The sequence below is a fragment of the Psychrobacter immobilis genome, assembly GCF_904846185.1.
Lineage (GTDB): Bacteria > Pseudomonadota > Gammaproteobacteria > Pseudomonadales > Moraxellaceae > Psychrobacter > Psychrobacter immobilis_B.
In genome coordinates, this window is the sequence record NZ_CAJGZQ010000007.1 from 118,813 (window position 1) to 133,772 (window position 14,960).

Here is a 14,960-nt window from a genome sequence, read left to right on the forward strand (position 1 = left end):
TATAGCTTACGGTGAAAATATAATAGCAATACATAAATTATAAAATTTAAGTCAATTAAAAATGATAGGACAGGTATAGCATGAGTCGTGAAATCTTAACGGTAGTAGAAACTGTCAGTAATGAAAAGGGCTTAAATCCTGAAGATATCTTTGAAGCGATAGAAGATGCTTTGGTGGTATCGACTAAGAAAAAAGTATACACCGAACAGCCAGAAGTGGCAGTACGGGTTGCTATCGACCGTACAACGGGCGATTATGATACTTATCGTTATTGGACAGTGGTTGCAGATGAAGACCATGAAATGCCTGCTTGTCAGCTAGCCATCAGCGATCTTGATCCAGAAGAATGGTCAATCGGCGATGTCAAAGAAGAACAGATTGAATCGATTGAGTTTGGTCGTATTGCTGCGACTCAAGCCAAACAAGTCATCATCCAAAAGATTCGTGAAGCTGAGCGTAATTTAGTAGCAGATGCTTTTGAGCCACGTGTTGGCGAGATGATGTATGGCGAAGTCAAGAAGCAGACTCGTGATGGCTATATCATTGATCTAGGTGACAATGCCGAAGGCTATTTGTCACGTGATCAGATGCTGCCGCGTGAGCAATTACGTGCAAAATCACGTATCAATGCCATTTTGTATCATGTAAACCGTGAAAACCGCGGCGCTCAGTTGCTACTGTCTCGTACTCATCCTGAAATGCTTTCAGCATTGATGCAAAAAGAAGTGCCTGAAATTGCCGAACAAATTATTGAAATCCGCAACGTCGCGCGCTTGCCGGGTACTCGTGCTAAAATAGCTGTGAAAACTAACGATCATCGTATCGATCCAGTTGGTGCTTGTATTGGTATGCGTGGTACACGTATCCAAGCCGTACAGCAGGAGCTTGATGGCGAACGCATTGATGTGGTGGTGTGGTCAGATGATCCAGCACAGTTCATTATCAGTGCTTTAGAGCCAGCTGACGTCAGTAGCATCATTTTGGATGAAGATACGCAGACAGCTGATATTATTTTTAGTACCAATGATCAGTTGGCACGTGCGATCGGTTCACAAGGTCAAAACGTACGTTTGGCGTCTGAGCTAACGGGCTATAAGCTTAATATGATGCTAGAAGAAGAATATCAGCAGCGTCAACAAAACGAATCGAAAGCCTTTATCGAATTATTCTATGAACGTTTAGAAGTGGATAAAGACTTAGCACAAGCACTGGTCGATATTGGTTTTACCAGTATTGAAGAAGTGGCTTACGTACCAGTTGAAACCTTTTATGATATCGAAGGTCTAGACGATGAAGCGATTGAGATGATTCAAGAGCGTGCAAAAGAAGTGGTCATCGCTGATGAGCTGGTCAAACAACAGAACATGAAAGAGCCAAGTCAAGAGCTACAAGAGCTTGAAGGTATGACAGTCAATTGGGCCTATAAAATGGCACAAAAAGACATTATTACCGTTGATGATTTGGCAGAACAAGCAGTCTTCGATCTCGAAGATATCGAAGGTTTAGACTCTGAAACCGCAGGAAAACTCATCATGAAAGCTCGGGAATCTTGGTTCAATGAATAAGCGGTAACTGCATATCGCTGTCTTTTAGTGATATGCTATCGATAATAAAGTGCTGGTATGAGCGCAGTACCAATACCAGCCTTACCCCAATCATTTGTAGCCAACAACTGAATTGAACATATAGCAAATAATAGACAGTAGGTGATAATAAATGGCAGATAAGACCGTCAAAGAACTGGCAGATATGGTAGGCAAAAGCGCAAGTGCTGTACAACAGCAATTGGTAGATGCTGGACTGCCTGCTCGTGCAGAGGGTGACCTAGTCACTGAGCTTGAGCAAGAGAAGTTGGTGACGTATTTAAAGCAAAGTCATGGTCAGCAAGAAAAGCGTCGTATTAGTCTTAAATCTAAGACAACTAGCACTGCGCGCGTGACCGGCTCTTCAGGTAAATCTAAGAGCGTCAATGTGGAAGTGCGTAAAAAGAAAGTATTTGAAAAGCCTGATCCAGAAAAAATGGCTGAAGAGTTGGCTGCGCGTGAGCAAGCGATGATTGAGTCGCAAGAACGTGCTGCTAAAGATGCTGAAGAGCGTGCTGCTACCAAGAAGAAATCTGAAGAACGTCAAGCTGCAACCTTGGCTGCAATGCGTGCAAGCTTAGGCTCTAGCAAAAAGTCAGATGATAAAAACGATGATATCTCAACCTCAGTGGTTGTGAAGAAAGGTGGCAAAACCACTGTCGAAGTCAAACCTAAAGACCAACCGAAGAAAAAAGTTGCAGCGACGAAACCGAAAGTTGAAACGGCGGTTGAACGTAAAGCGCGCGAAATGCGTGAGAAAGAAGAAGCTCGTTTACGTGAAATCGAAACAGAAACACGCCGCGCTCAAGCTGAAGAAGCACAGAAACGTACGCTTGAACAAATGCGTAAAATGGCTGGAAAATATACAGATCAGCCTGCTTCTGAAGTTCGTAAAGACGAGCCACTAGCAGAAGGTTTGGTTGGTGATGCCTTAGAAGAATCATTTGAAAAAGAACGTCGTGAAATCAAGCGTGGCACCAGTAGTACTAGTGCTCGTGGCCGTGGTCGTCGTAAGAATCAAGATGAGCGTGAGATCAAAAACCGTAAAAACGGTTTGCGTTCAACGCAAGCATCACAGCATAAGTTCGAAAAACCTGTTGAAAAAATTGTTTACGATGTTGAGATTAGTGAACAAATTACAGTCGCAGATCTTGCTCAACGTATGGCAGTTAAAGCGCGCGAAGTCACCAAATTGCTTATGAAAATGGGTGAGATGGCTCGTGAGTCAGATACGATTGATCAAGCGACAGCAAGTTTGCTCGTTGAAGAGATGGGTCACAATCCAGTACTAGTTAGTGATACTAAGGTTGAAGACGATCTACAAGACGCCGTTGATGAGCGTAGCAGTAACGTTCAAACTCGTCCGCCAGTAGTCACAATCATGGGTCACGTCGATCACGGTAAGACATCATTACTTGATAAAATTCGTGAAACAAAAGTGGCAACTGGTGAAGCAGGTGGTATTACTCAGCATATCGGTGCTTATCATGTTAAAACCGATCGTGGTGTGATTACCTTCCTTGATACTCCAGGTCACGCGGCCTTTAGTGCTATGCGTTCACGCGGTGCACAGGCGACTGATATTGTTGTGTTAGTTGTTGCCGCTGATGATGGTATGATGCCGCAAACAGCAGAAGCTATTGATCATGCTCGTGCTGCTGGTACGCCAATTATCGTTGCAATTAATAAAATGGATAAGCCAAGCGCTGATCCAGATCGCGTCCTTAATGAATTGACTGCTAAAGAAGTCGTTTCAGAAGAGTGGGGCGGCGATACCCCAATGGCTCGTATCTCAGCCAAAACCGGTGATGGTATTGATGAGCTGTTAGAACTTATTAGCCTACAAGCTGAACTAATGGAGCTAGAGGCACCGTTAGACGGCGCTGCTCAAGGTGTGGTCATTGAATCAAGACTTGAAAAAGGGCGCGGTCCGGTTGTTAGCGTCTTAGTTAAAAAAGGTACGTTGAAGCAAGGCGACTTGGTCTTGGCAGGCGAGCATTACGGTAAAGTTCGTGCGATGACTGATGAACATGGTAAGCGTATTCAATCAGCAGGTCCTTCTATCCCTGTAGAAATTTTAGGCCTACCTGAAACGCCAGCAGCTGGCAGCGAGTTCTTAGTCTTAACCGACGAGAAAAAAGCTCGCGAAGTGGCAGAGTTTAGAAGCAACCGTGAGCGTGAGCGTCAACTTGAACGTCAGAATGCCATGCGTTTAGAAAGCATGTTTGATCAGATGGAACAAGGTGATGTGTCATTCTTGAATATCGTATTGAAAACGGATGTTCGTGGTTCGCTTGAAGCGTTACTTTCTGCCTTGAATGAGCTATCAACTGATGAAGTTAAAGTCAGAGTAATTAGCTCAGGCGTCGGTCCTATCTCTGAATCTGATGTGACACTTGCAGAATCTAGCGAAGCGGTATTGTTAGGTTTCAACGTTCGTGCTGATGCGACCGCACGTCGCAAAGCAGATGCCGCCAACATGGATATCCGTTATTACAGCGTTATCTATGGTTTGATTGATGATGTAAAAGCAGCTATGAGTGGTATGCTTGCGCCAGAACATCGTGAGAAAATACTTGGTGTTGCAGACGTTCGTGAAGTATTCCGTTCTAGTAAGTTCGGTGCTGCTGCTGGTTGTATGGTGGTTGAAGGTACAATTTATCGCAACAAACCTATCCGCGTATTGCGTGATGATCAAGTTATCTTTACTGGTCAATTGCAATCATTGCGTCGCTATAAAGAAGACGTTAATGAAGTACGTACTGGCATGGAATGCGGTATGGCTGTTCGTGGCTATGATGTCGAAGCTGGCGATAAGATCGAAGTCTTTGAAATCCAAGAGTTTGCACGTACTATCTAACGTTACAGTTCGATAGCAGGATATCTAATCATGCAATACGCTTAATCAGCTGAGCAGATTAGTATCTTCTCAATATCTAGCTGTACTTAGGCCTAACAGGTACATCCTGCTAGGCCTTTTTTACCAACTATTAGTCCTAAAATTTGTTAATAAGCCAATATATCAATCAGCGAAAATAAGCCATATTAAAGTAAGGTAACAATATGAACCAACGTCTACAACGCTTAGCCGACCAAATTCAGCGTGAGCTTGCTGTTCTCATCCGTGATGCAGTCAATGACCCTCGTTTGACTGGTTTTGTCACTATTTCCAGTGTCAAGGTTAGTCCTGACTTAGGATATGCTGATGTCTATGTCACCATCATGGAGCCTGAGCTTAACGATTCCATGAATAAGACCAATCATGAAGAGAGTATCAAAGTACTTAATAAAGCGGCGGGCTTTTTGCGCACCGAATTAAGCCACAGCCTAAAAACACGTACCACACCACGCTTGCGTTTTCATTATGACGAAGTGACTGCTCGTGGTAATTACATGATGGATTTAATCAGTAAAGCAGTTATTAAGACTGAAGAAAATGAGTCTGACGAGCAAGAAAACGAAGAGTAGAAGGGTAAAAGTCGTTATGTCTATCGCATCTACGCAAGCGGATAAAAAGTTTAGTAATCACCCTAACAAGATTAAAGTCTCGGGTGTTATTTTAGTTGATAAACCCAAAGGCATGACTTCACAGCAAGTGGTGTCAAAGGTGAAGTATCTTTTTAAGTCGCCAAATCATGACAGTAAAAAAGCGGGGCATACAGGGACACTTGATCCAATGGCAACCGGTCTATTGCCGATTTGTATGGGTGAAGCGACGAAATTTAGTCATTATCAGCTAGATGCGGACAAATCCTATCAAGCAACTATTCTACTTGGTGGTCAAACTGATACTGGTGATGCCGATGGACAAATCACTGCTAAGGCACCCATTCCAAAATTTGATGATGTACTTTTAGACAAAGTCGCCCAGCAGTTTTTAGGTGCCCAGCAGCAGATACCGCCGATGTATTCTGCACTAAAAAAAGATGGTAAAAAACTCTATGAGTATGCTCGTGCGGGAATCGAGGTAGAACGAGCGCCTAGAGATATTGTAATCAAGGCCATTGATTTAAAAGCGCTTGATCATGAGAAAATTCAATTGACAGTGACCTGTACTAAAGGTACTTATGTGCGTGTACTCGGTGAAGATATCGCCAAAGCGATGGGTACATTAGGGCATTTGACTGCATTACGCCGTACGCAGGTTGGTGATTTCAAAATCAATGATGCGATTACTTTGCCAGACTTGGAAGTATTAGCGTTTGATAACAGGCAAGAGCAATTGATGCCGGTAGATGCTTGCATTAATATTGAAGCTGAGATGGTATTGACGGTTGAGCAGTGTGAGCGTATACACATGGGTCAACGTTTGAATGTATTTGAGCAACTGACAGACAGTCTGCGCGACTATATTTCAAATAGTATCAGTCATCAGTCGTCTGTGTCAGAAAACAACGATATTCAACTAGATAGTGATATGGTTAGTAGTGACGATGACCAACAACCCTTGATCCATGAGATTCCAGCTGATATTCGTTTGATAAATCAGCAAGGTCAGTTTCTTGGATTGGGTGCCGTAAGTCTCAACGGTAGATTGCAGCCTAAAAAATTAATCCAGCGTTAATGTTACGGTTCTTATATAACCCTCGTTTAAACACGATTTAGCTTACTAATAGTTTACACTAATCACATATCCTCACATTTTATTGCAGGTTTCATCTATGGTGGAACCTGTTTTTTTTGTACTTTAGATCTACCGGATAGGAAGTCTGGATAGAAAAATAAATCGAACTAAGACTCTAAGAATAAGAACATAAAAAAATAATAAGATAAAAAGTCATATATCAAAAATAAAAACTAGGTTCGAAAGAGAATATTTAATAGGAACAAGATGGGTCAAAGGAAGACTATACAGCCAATAATAATAACGACTTATAAAAATAAAGTATGAATAATAAAAATACCAAAAGAAAATCACTCATAACGAAAAAAGGAATATCATGAAAACCATTGCTTTTTTACTACACAATAACTTCGAGCAAGCAGAATACGAAGAGGTTAATAATCAACTCAAAGATAAAGGTTACAAGACACTTCTTATAACCACAAATAAAGAAAAAGAAGTGCAAGCCATGCAGCAAGATGTAGACAAGGGCGACACCTTTATTGCTGATATTTTTGCAAAAGACGCAAGCGTTTCTGATTATGATGCGTTGGTACTACCAGGTGGTACTGTCAATGCGGATACGATTCGTGGCAATGAAGAGGCTCATAGTATTATCAATGCTATCAATGATGCAGGCAAGCCATTAGCTGTCATTTGCCATGCTCCTTGGGCACTTATCAATACAGGTATTGCCAAAGGTAAAACGCTCACTGCTTATCATACGCTGCAGATAGATTTAGAAAACGCTGGTGCAAAATTTGTAGATCAAACAGTACAGGTAGACGGTAATTTGATTACTTCACGTAATCCAGATGATATCAGCAATTTCGTTGATGCTATTGATAAGGCATTATCTTAATTTTTCTACCCATTTACTGAATAATTAATTATTTATATTTCTTAAACGTTCACAACCGTAACTGAGGAAAATATTATGTCAAATTCTAATCCAAACGATACCAAGCTTGAGCAACAACGTTCTGAGTCAGCAACTGCAGCGCTTAAAAGCCAAACTGAGAACAATCATACTGCAGATAGTGAAGCCGCAGCAGAGCGTATTGCGGACAACCTAGGAAATGCTAAAGAAGACAAGTAGAGTATGTAAAGTGTCATCCATAATAAGGTGACACTGATATATTTGCTTATCATATCAATATCACTGATGACATTTGCATTTCAATGTAAAAAGTATAAAGCAGCTACTTCAAAAAATAATAATTCAGGAGCTAATATGAGTAAATCATTGAATAATATGGATGAGCAAGAAAAAGAGATTAAAAGGCTTGCAGAAGACATCAATCCTAGCGAGCATGCTACTCCTGATAGTTTAGCAGAAGTTACCACAGCTGCACCGCTTGAAGATGATGAACTAGGCGGTAACGCGATGGAAGATGACGTTAAGAAATAAGCAAATTTTATTGCCTATTGACGGATGATTTAACTATAAAAAATAAATCTGACTTTACAAGTATTATGAAAAACTGCTGCTAGTTCAGCAGTTTTTTGTTATAATCACCGTCACATTTACATTAGGTTGAGATAAGACATCGTGCTTTATAGGCTGTCCAAAACGGATAGTTATATTAAGTGCTCTCTCATCGCAACTTATCCTAAATGGTCGTTATGACTCATTAGCTTGTCGTACACTAGGTCAACTCTAGTAATGCAGGGTTGTCCTGAATGACGTGCAGGCTATTTTATTTACTATTCTACTGCTTTAGATCTTACTCAAATTCGAGAATGTCTTAAAGCTTTTAGCATTGCCGGAGATATTTATGCTAACTAATACCGATCGCGAACAAATCATTGCTCAATACCAACGTGGCGAAAATGACACTGGTTCTCCAGAAGTTCAAGTAGCTCTATTGAGTGCTCGTATCAACGATTTGCAGAACCATTTTAAAGCACATAAAGCTGACCATCATAGCCGTCGCGGTCTTATCCGTATGGTTAACACGCGTCGTAAATTGCTTGATTACCTAAAAGGTAAAGATCTTGGTCGTTACACCACGCTTATCAGCCAGTTAGGTCTACGTCGTTAATCTAACGACAATAGTACGAGTGGATGCTAAAATAAAAGAAGCCATCATATGGTGCTATTTTAGAATTTTTGCTGAATCGCTTGGAACTTGCTTGTTGCTATCGATAAAACAGATTTTTCTAAAAACGGTGTGGAATAGTTTCACGCCGTTTTTTTATGCTTATTCATTTTCAAGATTGATTTTGGATAGCATTGGTTATAAAGACCAATTCAAAGTAGGTAATAGAATTTTTCGTGAAAACAGTAATACTAGAGCCTAGAGCTAAGTGTTTTCTATCGATAATTGCTGTGTTCGGCAATTCATTGGTCAATGGCTATAAATCACTGTAAAATAATGCCTTGTGAGTTTGATAGTATATCTACTACATATATGGTGACTATTTATAAAATACCCGTTTCTTAGCTTATAGAATAGCTAGCTGCGCTAATACCTGACTCTCAAAAGCGCAGAAAAATAGCCTATAGGGTTTTTAGCACCGAAGTCTTTTGACTTAAGGTCTTTTTGATAGTATTTATAGTAAAGCCAAAATTGAACGACCAAATATACACAATAGTACGATGTCTAGCACCGATAGGCATATGGAATAACTAGGTAATGTTATTGGCACTGGTTGAGATGATTTCTGAGAGAAAGACTGTCAATTATTAGTCATATACACTAGTAGTCACATACACAGAATTTTAATGAAAAATATCAGCTTTTTATAATGCTGATATTACTTTCGTCAGTCAACATTAGGAAGATTATATGACAATGTTTAACACCATTAAGCGTGAATTTCAGTATGGCAACCAACAGGTTGTGATCGAGACAGGTCGTATTGCTCGTCAAGCAAACTCTATCTTAGTACATATGGGCGGCGTTACGGTACTTGTCGCAGCAGTGGTAAAGTCAGAGGCTAAAGAAGGTCAAAACTTCTTTCCGCTAACGGTCAACTATCAAGAAAAAATGTATGCAGCGGGCAAAATCCCAGGTGCCTATGGCAAACGTGAAGGTCGTGCAAGCGAGTTCGAAACCCTAACCTCACGCTTGATTGACCGCCCGATTCGTCCGCTATTCCCTGAAGGTTATGTTAACGAAATTCAAATTACGGCAACGGTTGTTTCATCAGATAAGACTCAGTCTGCAGATATCGCAGCCTTAATCGGCGCATCAGCGGCACTGGCTATCTCTGATGCACCATTCAATGGTCCAGTCGCAGCTGCCCGTGTTGGCTTTATCAACGGCGAGTACATCCTGAACCCAACCATTGAGCAGCTTAAAGAGAGTGATCTTGATTTGGTTGTGGCTGGTACGAAGTCTGCGGTACTAATGGTTGAATCTGAAGCCGCAGAGCTGTCAGAAGATCAAATGCTAGGCGCGGTATTATATGGTCATCAACAACAGCAAATCGTTATTGATAACATTGCTTCAATGGCAGAAGAAATCGGTACTGCTAAGCAGCAGTATACTGCCCCTGAGCGTGATCAAGCGCTTACCAGCAGCATGAAAGAGCAGTTTGGTGAGCAAGTTGCTGACGCTTATACGATTACTGATAAGCAAGAGCGTTACACTAAGCTTGACGAAATCAAGCAGTCAATTATTGATGCACTTGCTGGTGATGCTGAGTCAGAAAGTTATACTGATACCGTAACTGAGCTTAAAGAAATTTATAACGATCTTAAATATCGTACGGTTCGTGATAATATCTTGTCAGGCAAGCCGCGTATTGATGGTCGTGATCTTGAGACTGTTCGTGCCCTCGACGTACAAGTTGGTGTATTGCCATACACGCATGGTTCAGCATTGTTCACACGCGGTGAAACGCAAGCATTGGTTACGACCACGCTTGGTAACAGCCGTGACGTCAACATGATTGACTCACTAGGTGGCACGATTCGTGACCATTTCATGCTGCATTACAACTTCCCGCATTTCTCAGTTGGTGAAACAGGTCGTGAAGGTATTCCAAAACGTCGTGAAATCGGTCATGGTCGTCTAGCTCGCCGCGGTGTACAAGCGATGCTACCGGATAGCGAACGCTTCCCTTATGTCATCCGTGTGGTATCAGAGATTACTGAGTCAAATGGTTCATCTTCTATGGCGTCTGTTTGCGGCGCAAGCTTGGCATTGATGGATGCTGGTGTTCCACTAAAAGCACCAGTTGCTGGTATCGCTATGGGTCTGGTTAAAGAAGGTGAGCGTTTCGCTGTACTATCAGACATCTTAGGTGATGAAGATCATCTTGGCGATATGGATTTTAAAGTTGCTGGTTCTAAAGATGGTATCACTGCGCTGCAGATGGACATCAAAATCGAAGGTATTACCCCTGACATCATGGAGCAGGCACTTAAGCAAGCCCATGCTGGTCGTATCCACATCTTAGAAGCGATGAATAAAGTATTGCCTGAGAGTCGTACTGAAATCAACGCTCATGCACCAAACTATGCGGTTATCGAAATCAATCCGGATAAAATCCGTGACGTAATCGGTAAAGGCGGAGCGATGATTCGTCAGCTAACCGAAGAGACTGGCGCAGTTATCGATATCGATGATGGCGGCACGATTCGTATTTTTGGTGAGAACAAAGCGGCAACTAAAGCAGCTATCGGTAGAATCGAAGCATTGACGGCAGAAGTTGAAGTGGGCAAAACTTATGAAGGTACGGTTGCTCGTATCGTTGATTTTGGCGCGTTTATTAACGTCTTGCCAAACACTGATGGCTTGGTACATATCTCACAAATCGCTGAAGAGCGCGTTGAGAATGTTTCTGACTACCTAAAAGAAGGTCAGATCGTTAAAGTCTTCGTCCAAGACGTCGATAACCGTGGTCGTATTAAATTGACTATGAAAGGTATCGAGCAAAGCTAATCGATATCTAATATAGTCAACATATAAAAACCGCTTTAAGTCTCTTGTCATGAGTACTTAAGGCGGTTTTTTTATGGGTGTAAAGTAAAATCTTATTTGCAGTAGAATATCTTATTAAAGTAACTGGTCTATATTAAAGTCTTTAGGAAGATGAATATCGATACGAACTTTAGGCAAATCTTGTAGTTGCTGTATGAGTAACGGTAAGATATCAGCGTGCCAGTCTAACGCAAGTGAGCCTGTGTTTGCTAAATTGGCTGCGTTAGACACGTTAGCTGTCTCATTTCGTAAGTGGTTATGAATAAGGGGACGTGCGAGGAGGGCAATTCTACGAATACCTTGATAACGGATAAGCGGGATAAGCTGCTCAGATAAATCATTCAACGCGGCAATTAACCATTGTGACCGTGTGGGGTGGTAAGGATGATTTGATACCACAAAATTAGCGATATAACTGGGCTGATTGCCATTACTGCTGATGCTTAAACCAGCTTGCTCAAGCACGCGTTTATGCAGTAAGCAGCTGCCAACACTCAGACTGCCATCGCGGCATGCGCGATAGTAACGTTGATAATTATCAGCAAATAAAGTTTTAGCTTTTGTGAGAACAGGATCTAAAAGAATCCCTGCAGTATTGACTGGTAGAATAAGCAGCTGCGCGCTACTATTTAAGATAGGGGCGTGGGTAAGTTGCAAAGTCGCCATTGTCAGCCCCTTGATAAAAGTCTAATAATTAGCTACTGTTTGTCGCCGTTTGTCTCGGCTTCTAATTGCGCTATTTGTTGTTCAAGTAGGGCGATTTGCTCTGCTTTCATATCAGTTAATTGCTTGTTCATCGTCAGTTGTTCAGCAGCCAATTTTTCTTGTTCAGCTAAGCGCTTACGCTCGTCTTCTAAGCGATCTATTTCCTCTTTGGCAAGACTATCTTTTTCTGGCAAAGCCGCATTTAAGATCGCATCAGCATTAGGTATTTGATTAACTGTGGTTATCTCATCAGTATTTGACGTTAAGCCACTATTATTTGAACTATTATCATTATTACCTAAAGGCGTAGCATCTAATTGAGTAGCGCTATCTGGTTCGGTAGTCGACGGTGTACTTTCAATAGGCGCAGTATTAGTGTCTATCGAATTGTTTTTCCAGACCAAGTAGCCAATCAATAATGCCGCTAATATAATAATTGACCACCATTTCTGGCGTGACTTAGTGGGCTTTTTTTTCAGTGATTTGGTTGACAGAGGACGCATTTTTTGGCTTTTCATACTATAGTCGATTTATGTTAGAAATATAAGTAGCCATACTATAGCAAACTCAAAATAAAAAGCCTATCTATTGCTAGATAGGCTGGTAGCTATTAAGACTTAACGCTTAATATTTAAGGTTTGAATTTTACTGTGCCGCTGGTACCAGTAGCCATAGCATCACGTATAAGCTGATCTTCAGCATGGTTTTTGGCACTGATGGCATCAGGGTCAGGGCGATGTTCGCTATGTCCACATAATGTGCATTCAATATACTCATCAGGTTCTGGGGTGACGACGTTTATTTGTACCACCGCATCCATCGCTTGACACTTAGGGCAGCGAACACCGGATAAAAACTGTCGCTTTGGTCGCGTTGATTGATAGCGCATTTAAATCATCCCATGTGTTGTTGAGGCATTAGCAGCAGCACTGCCTTTTTTAGTATCAGAAAAACCGCTATGACGTAACAAAGCATCGATACTAGCACTGCGACCACGGAAGTTTTCAAAGTTGATCTTGGCAGGGAAACTACCACCAACGGATAAAATTGTCTCACGGAAGGCTTTACCAGTGACTGGGTTAAAAATACCTTCTTCTTCAAACTTGCTAAAGGCATCTGCCGATAGCAACTCTGCCCATTTATACGAGTAATAACCTGCCGCATAGCCGCCTGCAAAGATATGACTAAAGCCGTTGGCAAAACGGTTATAGTCAGGCGTCTGCATGATAGCGATGTCGTCTCGAACGTTATTTAGCGTGTCTAAGATACCTTGATAATCAAGTGCTGGCGTGTGTGCATGAATCAATAAGTCAAACAGTGCGAACTCGATTTGACGTAGAGTTTGCATACCGCTTTGGAAATTCTTCACCGCCAATAACGCTTTAAGTTTGTCTTTTGGTAAGGGTTCACCTGTTTCGACATGACTGCTAATCAGCGCTATACCTTCGGCATCCCATGCCCAGTTTTCCATAAATTGACTGGGCAACTCGACTGCATCCCACTCGACGCCATTGACACCAGCGACATCACCGACCGTCACTTGGGTTAATAAATGATGTAGGCCATGACCAAACTCATGGAATAGAGTCAATACTTCATCGTGAGTCAATAAGCTTGGCTTGCCATCAAGGGCAGGAGTGAAATTACCCACCATAAAGCATACTGGTAGCTGCTGATGATTTTGTTCATCGTAAGTATAACGTGACTGGAAACCACTCATCCACGCGCCGCCGCGTTTACCACTGCGTGCAAATAAGTCAAAGTAAAAGCCACCAAGCAAGTTATCATCAGCATCGAATAACTGATAAAAGCTGACATCGTCGTGCCAGTGCGATACGGAATCACTTTGCTCTTGAACTTTGATACCGTACAGCCGTTCAACGATGGCAAATAATCCGCTAATTACTTTTGGTAAGGGAAAGTACGGGCGGATTTCTTCCTGCGATAAGCTGAACTCGCTTTGTTTTACTTTTTCGGCAATATAAGCACTGTCCCATGCCTGTAACTCATCTATACCATAATCCTGCGCATACTTTTGCAACTGAGCTAAGTCTTGCTTAGCCGCTGGAGTTGCTTGAGTAGCCAAATCCCGTAAAAAAGTTTCTACTTCTGCCACACTATCTGCCATTTTCGTCGATAGTGAGACTTCTGCATAATTGTTAAAACCTAATAGCTTGGCTTTTTGCTCACGTAATTGCAGGATTTGACTCATGATATCGGCGTTGTTTAGCGACTCACCTTTGGCATTGGTGTGCGCATCAAACTCAGAAGCACGCGTGACATAAGCGCGGTATAGGGTTTCGCGCAGATCGCGGTCATCCGCATGAGTCATGATGGCAAGATAAACAGGAATATTTAAGCTTGCTACGTAATAAGGACTTGGTAACGCATCGACTTCTACTTGCGTAAGCGTACCGTTAGCAAGCTGACGGGCTTTATATTGTTCGCCAGCGTCTGCGAGTAGCGCCAGTCCGCTTTCCGTTAAACCCGTCAATTGCTCTTGCTGTAGCGGTAGGGCATAGGCTTGGGTAGCATCCAATACGTTGTCTGAAAAGGTCGCTGATAAGGTGGAAAGCTGACTTTGAATAGCTGCAAATTTTTCTTGTTCATCTCTTGGTAATGCAACACCTGACAGCTCAAAACTGCGTAGCGCCAGCTCAATAGCCCGCGCTCGTGCAGGTTCAAGGGCGGCAAAAAATGCTGTGTCATTGACGATAGTTTGATAGCGATTAAATAGCGGCTGATGCTGTCCCACTCGTGTGCCATAGGCAGATAGTTTAGGTAGCAGTTCATGATGGACATGACGAATGTCATCATTGCTCATGACGCTATTCAGGTGCGATAGAATGCCCCAACTGCGATCCAATGCCAGATTAATATGATCAAAAGTCATAATATCCGCCAGTGCTTGCTCAGCACTGATATCAGTAGTGCTGTTATGGCTGTCCGTATCTGCGCTCATTTCATCTAAAAATGTATTGGCTGCATCGATTGCACTGATGACATGGCTTTGTAATGTACTTGGCGAAACGTTGTCAAAATCGACAAGGCGTAAATCTGTAGGAAGGGTTTTCATAAAAGTATCCGATATCTGATCGTAGTGAATGAATTATTATTGAGTAAACGTCGCTTTAT

Annotated in this window: 13 protein-coding genes; 9 read left to right on the top strand and 4 right to left on the bottom strand. The window is 42.0% G+C overall.

All coding sequences use genetic code 11. The features are described from left to right. The first annotated feature begins 80 nt into the window (after positions 1 to 80). The 9 genes from nusA (at position 81) to pnp (ending at position 11,081) form a co-directional block, all read left to right on the top strand. Positions 81 to 1,565 carry a transcription termination factor NusA gene (gene nusA, locus JMW94_RS05605; protein WP_055123697.1) on the top strand — a complete coding sequence of 495 codons (1,485 nt, stop codon included), beginning with the start codon at positions 81 to 83 and terminating at the stop codon, positions 1,563 to 1,565. Positions 1,566 to 1,716: 151 nt separating this feature from the next. Then, entirely contained in the window at positions 1,717 to 4,443 is a 2,727-nt protein-coding gene (infB, locus tag JMW94_RS05610; RefSeq protein ID WP_201602660.1) for a translation initiation factor IF-2, read from the top strand. Between the two features lie 203 nt (positions 4,444 to 4,646). Then, on the top strand, positions 4,647 to 5,051 hold the full coding sequence (locus JMW94_RS05615) for a ribosome-binding factor A (RefSeq protein ID WP_045443024.1): 405 nt from the start codon (positions 4,647 to 4,649) through the stop codon (positions 5,049 to 5,051). 16 nt (positions 5,052 to 5,067) lie between these two features. Beyond that, on the top strand, positions 5,068 to 6,147 hold the full coding sequence (truB, locus tag JMW94_RS05620) for a tRNA pseudouridine(55) synthase TruB (protein WP_201602663.1): 1,080 nt from the start codon (positions 5,068 to 5,070) through the stop codon (positions 6,145 to 6,147). Between the two features lie 376 nt (positions 6,148 to 6,523). Further along, positions 6,524 to 7,048 carry a type 1 glutamine amidotransferase domain-containing protein gene (locus JMW94_RS05625; protein ID WP_201539390.1) on the top strand — a complete coding sequence of 175 codons (525 nt, stop codon included), beginning with the start codon at positions 6,524 to 6,526 and terminating at the stop codon, positions 7,046 to 7,048. Positions 7,049 to 7,123: 75 nt separating this feature from the next. Further along, a complete protein-coding gene (locus JMW94_RS05630; RefSeq protein WP_201602666.1) occupies positions 7,124 to 7,285 on the top strand; it encodes a hypothetical protein in 162 nt (53 codons plus the stop codon). Between the two features lie 135 nt (positions 7,286 to 7,420). Beyond that, positions 7,421 to 7,597 (top strand): hypothetical protein, encoded by a 177-nt coding sequence (locus JMW94_RS05635; protein WP_201602669.1) that lies wholly within the window; start codon positions 7,421 to 7,423, stop codon positions 7,595 to 7,597. 367 nt (positions 7,598 to 7,964) lie between these two features. Continuing rightward, positions 7,965 to 8,231 (top strand): 30S ribosomal protein S15, encoded by a 267-nt coding sequence (gene rpsO, locus JMW94_RS05640; RefSeq protein WP_045443035.1) that lies wholly within the window; start codon positions 7,965 to 7,967, stop codon positions 8,229 to 8,231. A gap of 747 nt (positions 8,232 to 8,978) precedes the next feature. After that, positions 8,979 to 11,081 (top strand): polyribonucleotide nucleotidyltransferase, encoded by a 2,103-nt coding sequence (gene pnp / locus JMW94_RS05645; protein WP_201602684.1) that lies wholly within the window; start codon positions 8,979 to 8,981, stop codon positions 11,079 to 11,081. A gap of 114 nt (positions 11,082 to 11,195) precedes the next feature. Here the strand turns inward: pnp and JMW94_RS05650 are convergent, their stop codons facing one another. The 4 genes from JMW94_RS05650 to JMW94_RS05665 all read right to left on the bottom strand — a co-directional run bounded on the left by JMW94_RS05650 (position 11,196) and on the right by JMW94_RS05665 (position 14,901). Beyond that, positions 11,196 to 11,786, bottom strand: coding sequence for a hypothetical protein (locus JMW94_RS05650; RefSeq protein ID WP_201602686.1), 591 nt, complete (start codon positions 11,784 to 11,786; stop codon positions 11,196 to 11,198). A gap of 32 nt (positions 11,787 to 11,818) precedes the next feature. Continuing rightward, entirely contained in the window at positions 11,819 to 12,343 is a 525-nt protein-coding gene (locus JMW94_RS05655) for a hypothetical protein (protein ID WP_201602689.1), read from the bottom strand. 113 nt (positions 12,344 to 12,456) lie between these two features. Further along, on the bottom strand, positions 12,457 to 12,714 hold the full coding sequence (locus JMW94_RS05660) for a YheV family putative metal-binding protein (protein WP_055123691.1): 258 nt from the start codon (positions 12,712 to 12,714) through the stop codon (positions 12,457 to 12,459). After that, a complete protein-coding gene (locus tag JMW94_RS05665) occupies positions 12,715 to 14,901 on the bottom strand; it encodes a M3 family metallopeptidase (protein ID WP_201602692.1) in 2,187 nt (728 codons plus the stop codon). It abuts the gene before it with no gap. Positions 14,902 to 14,960: the final 59 nt, after the last annotated feature.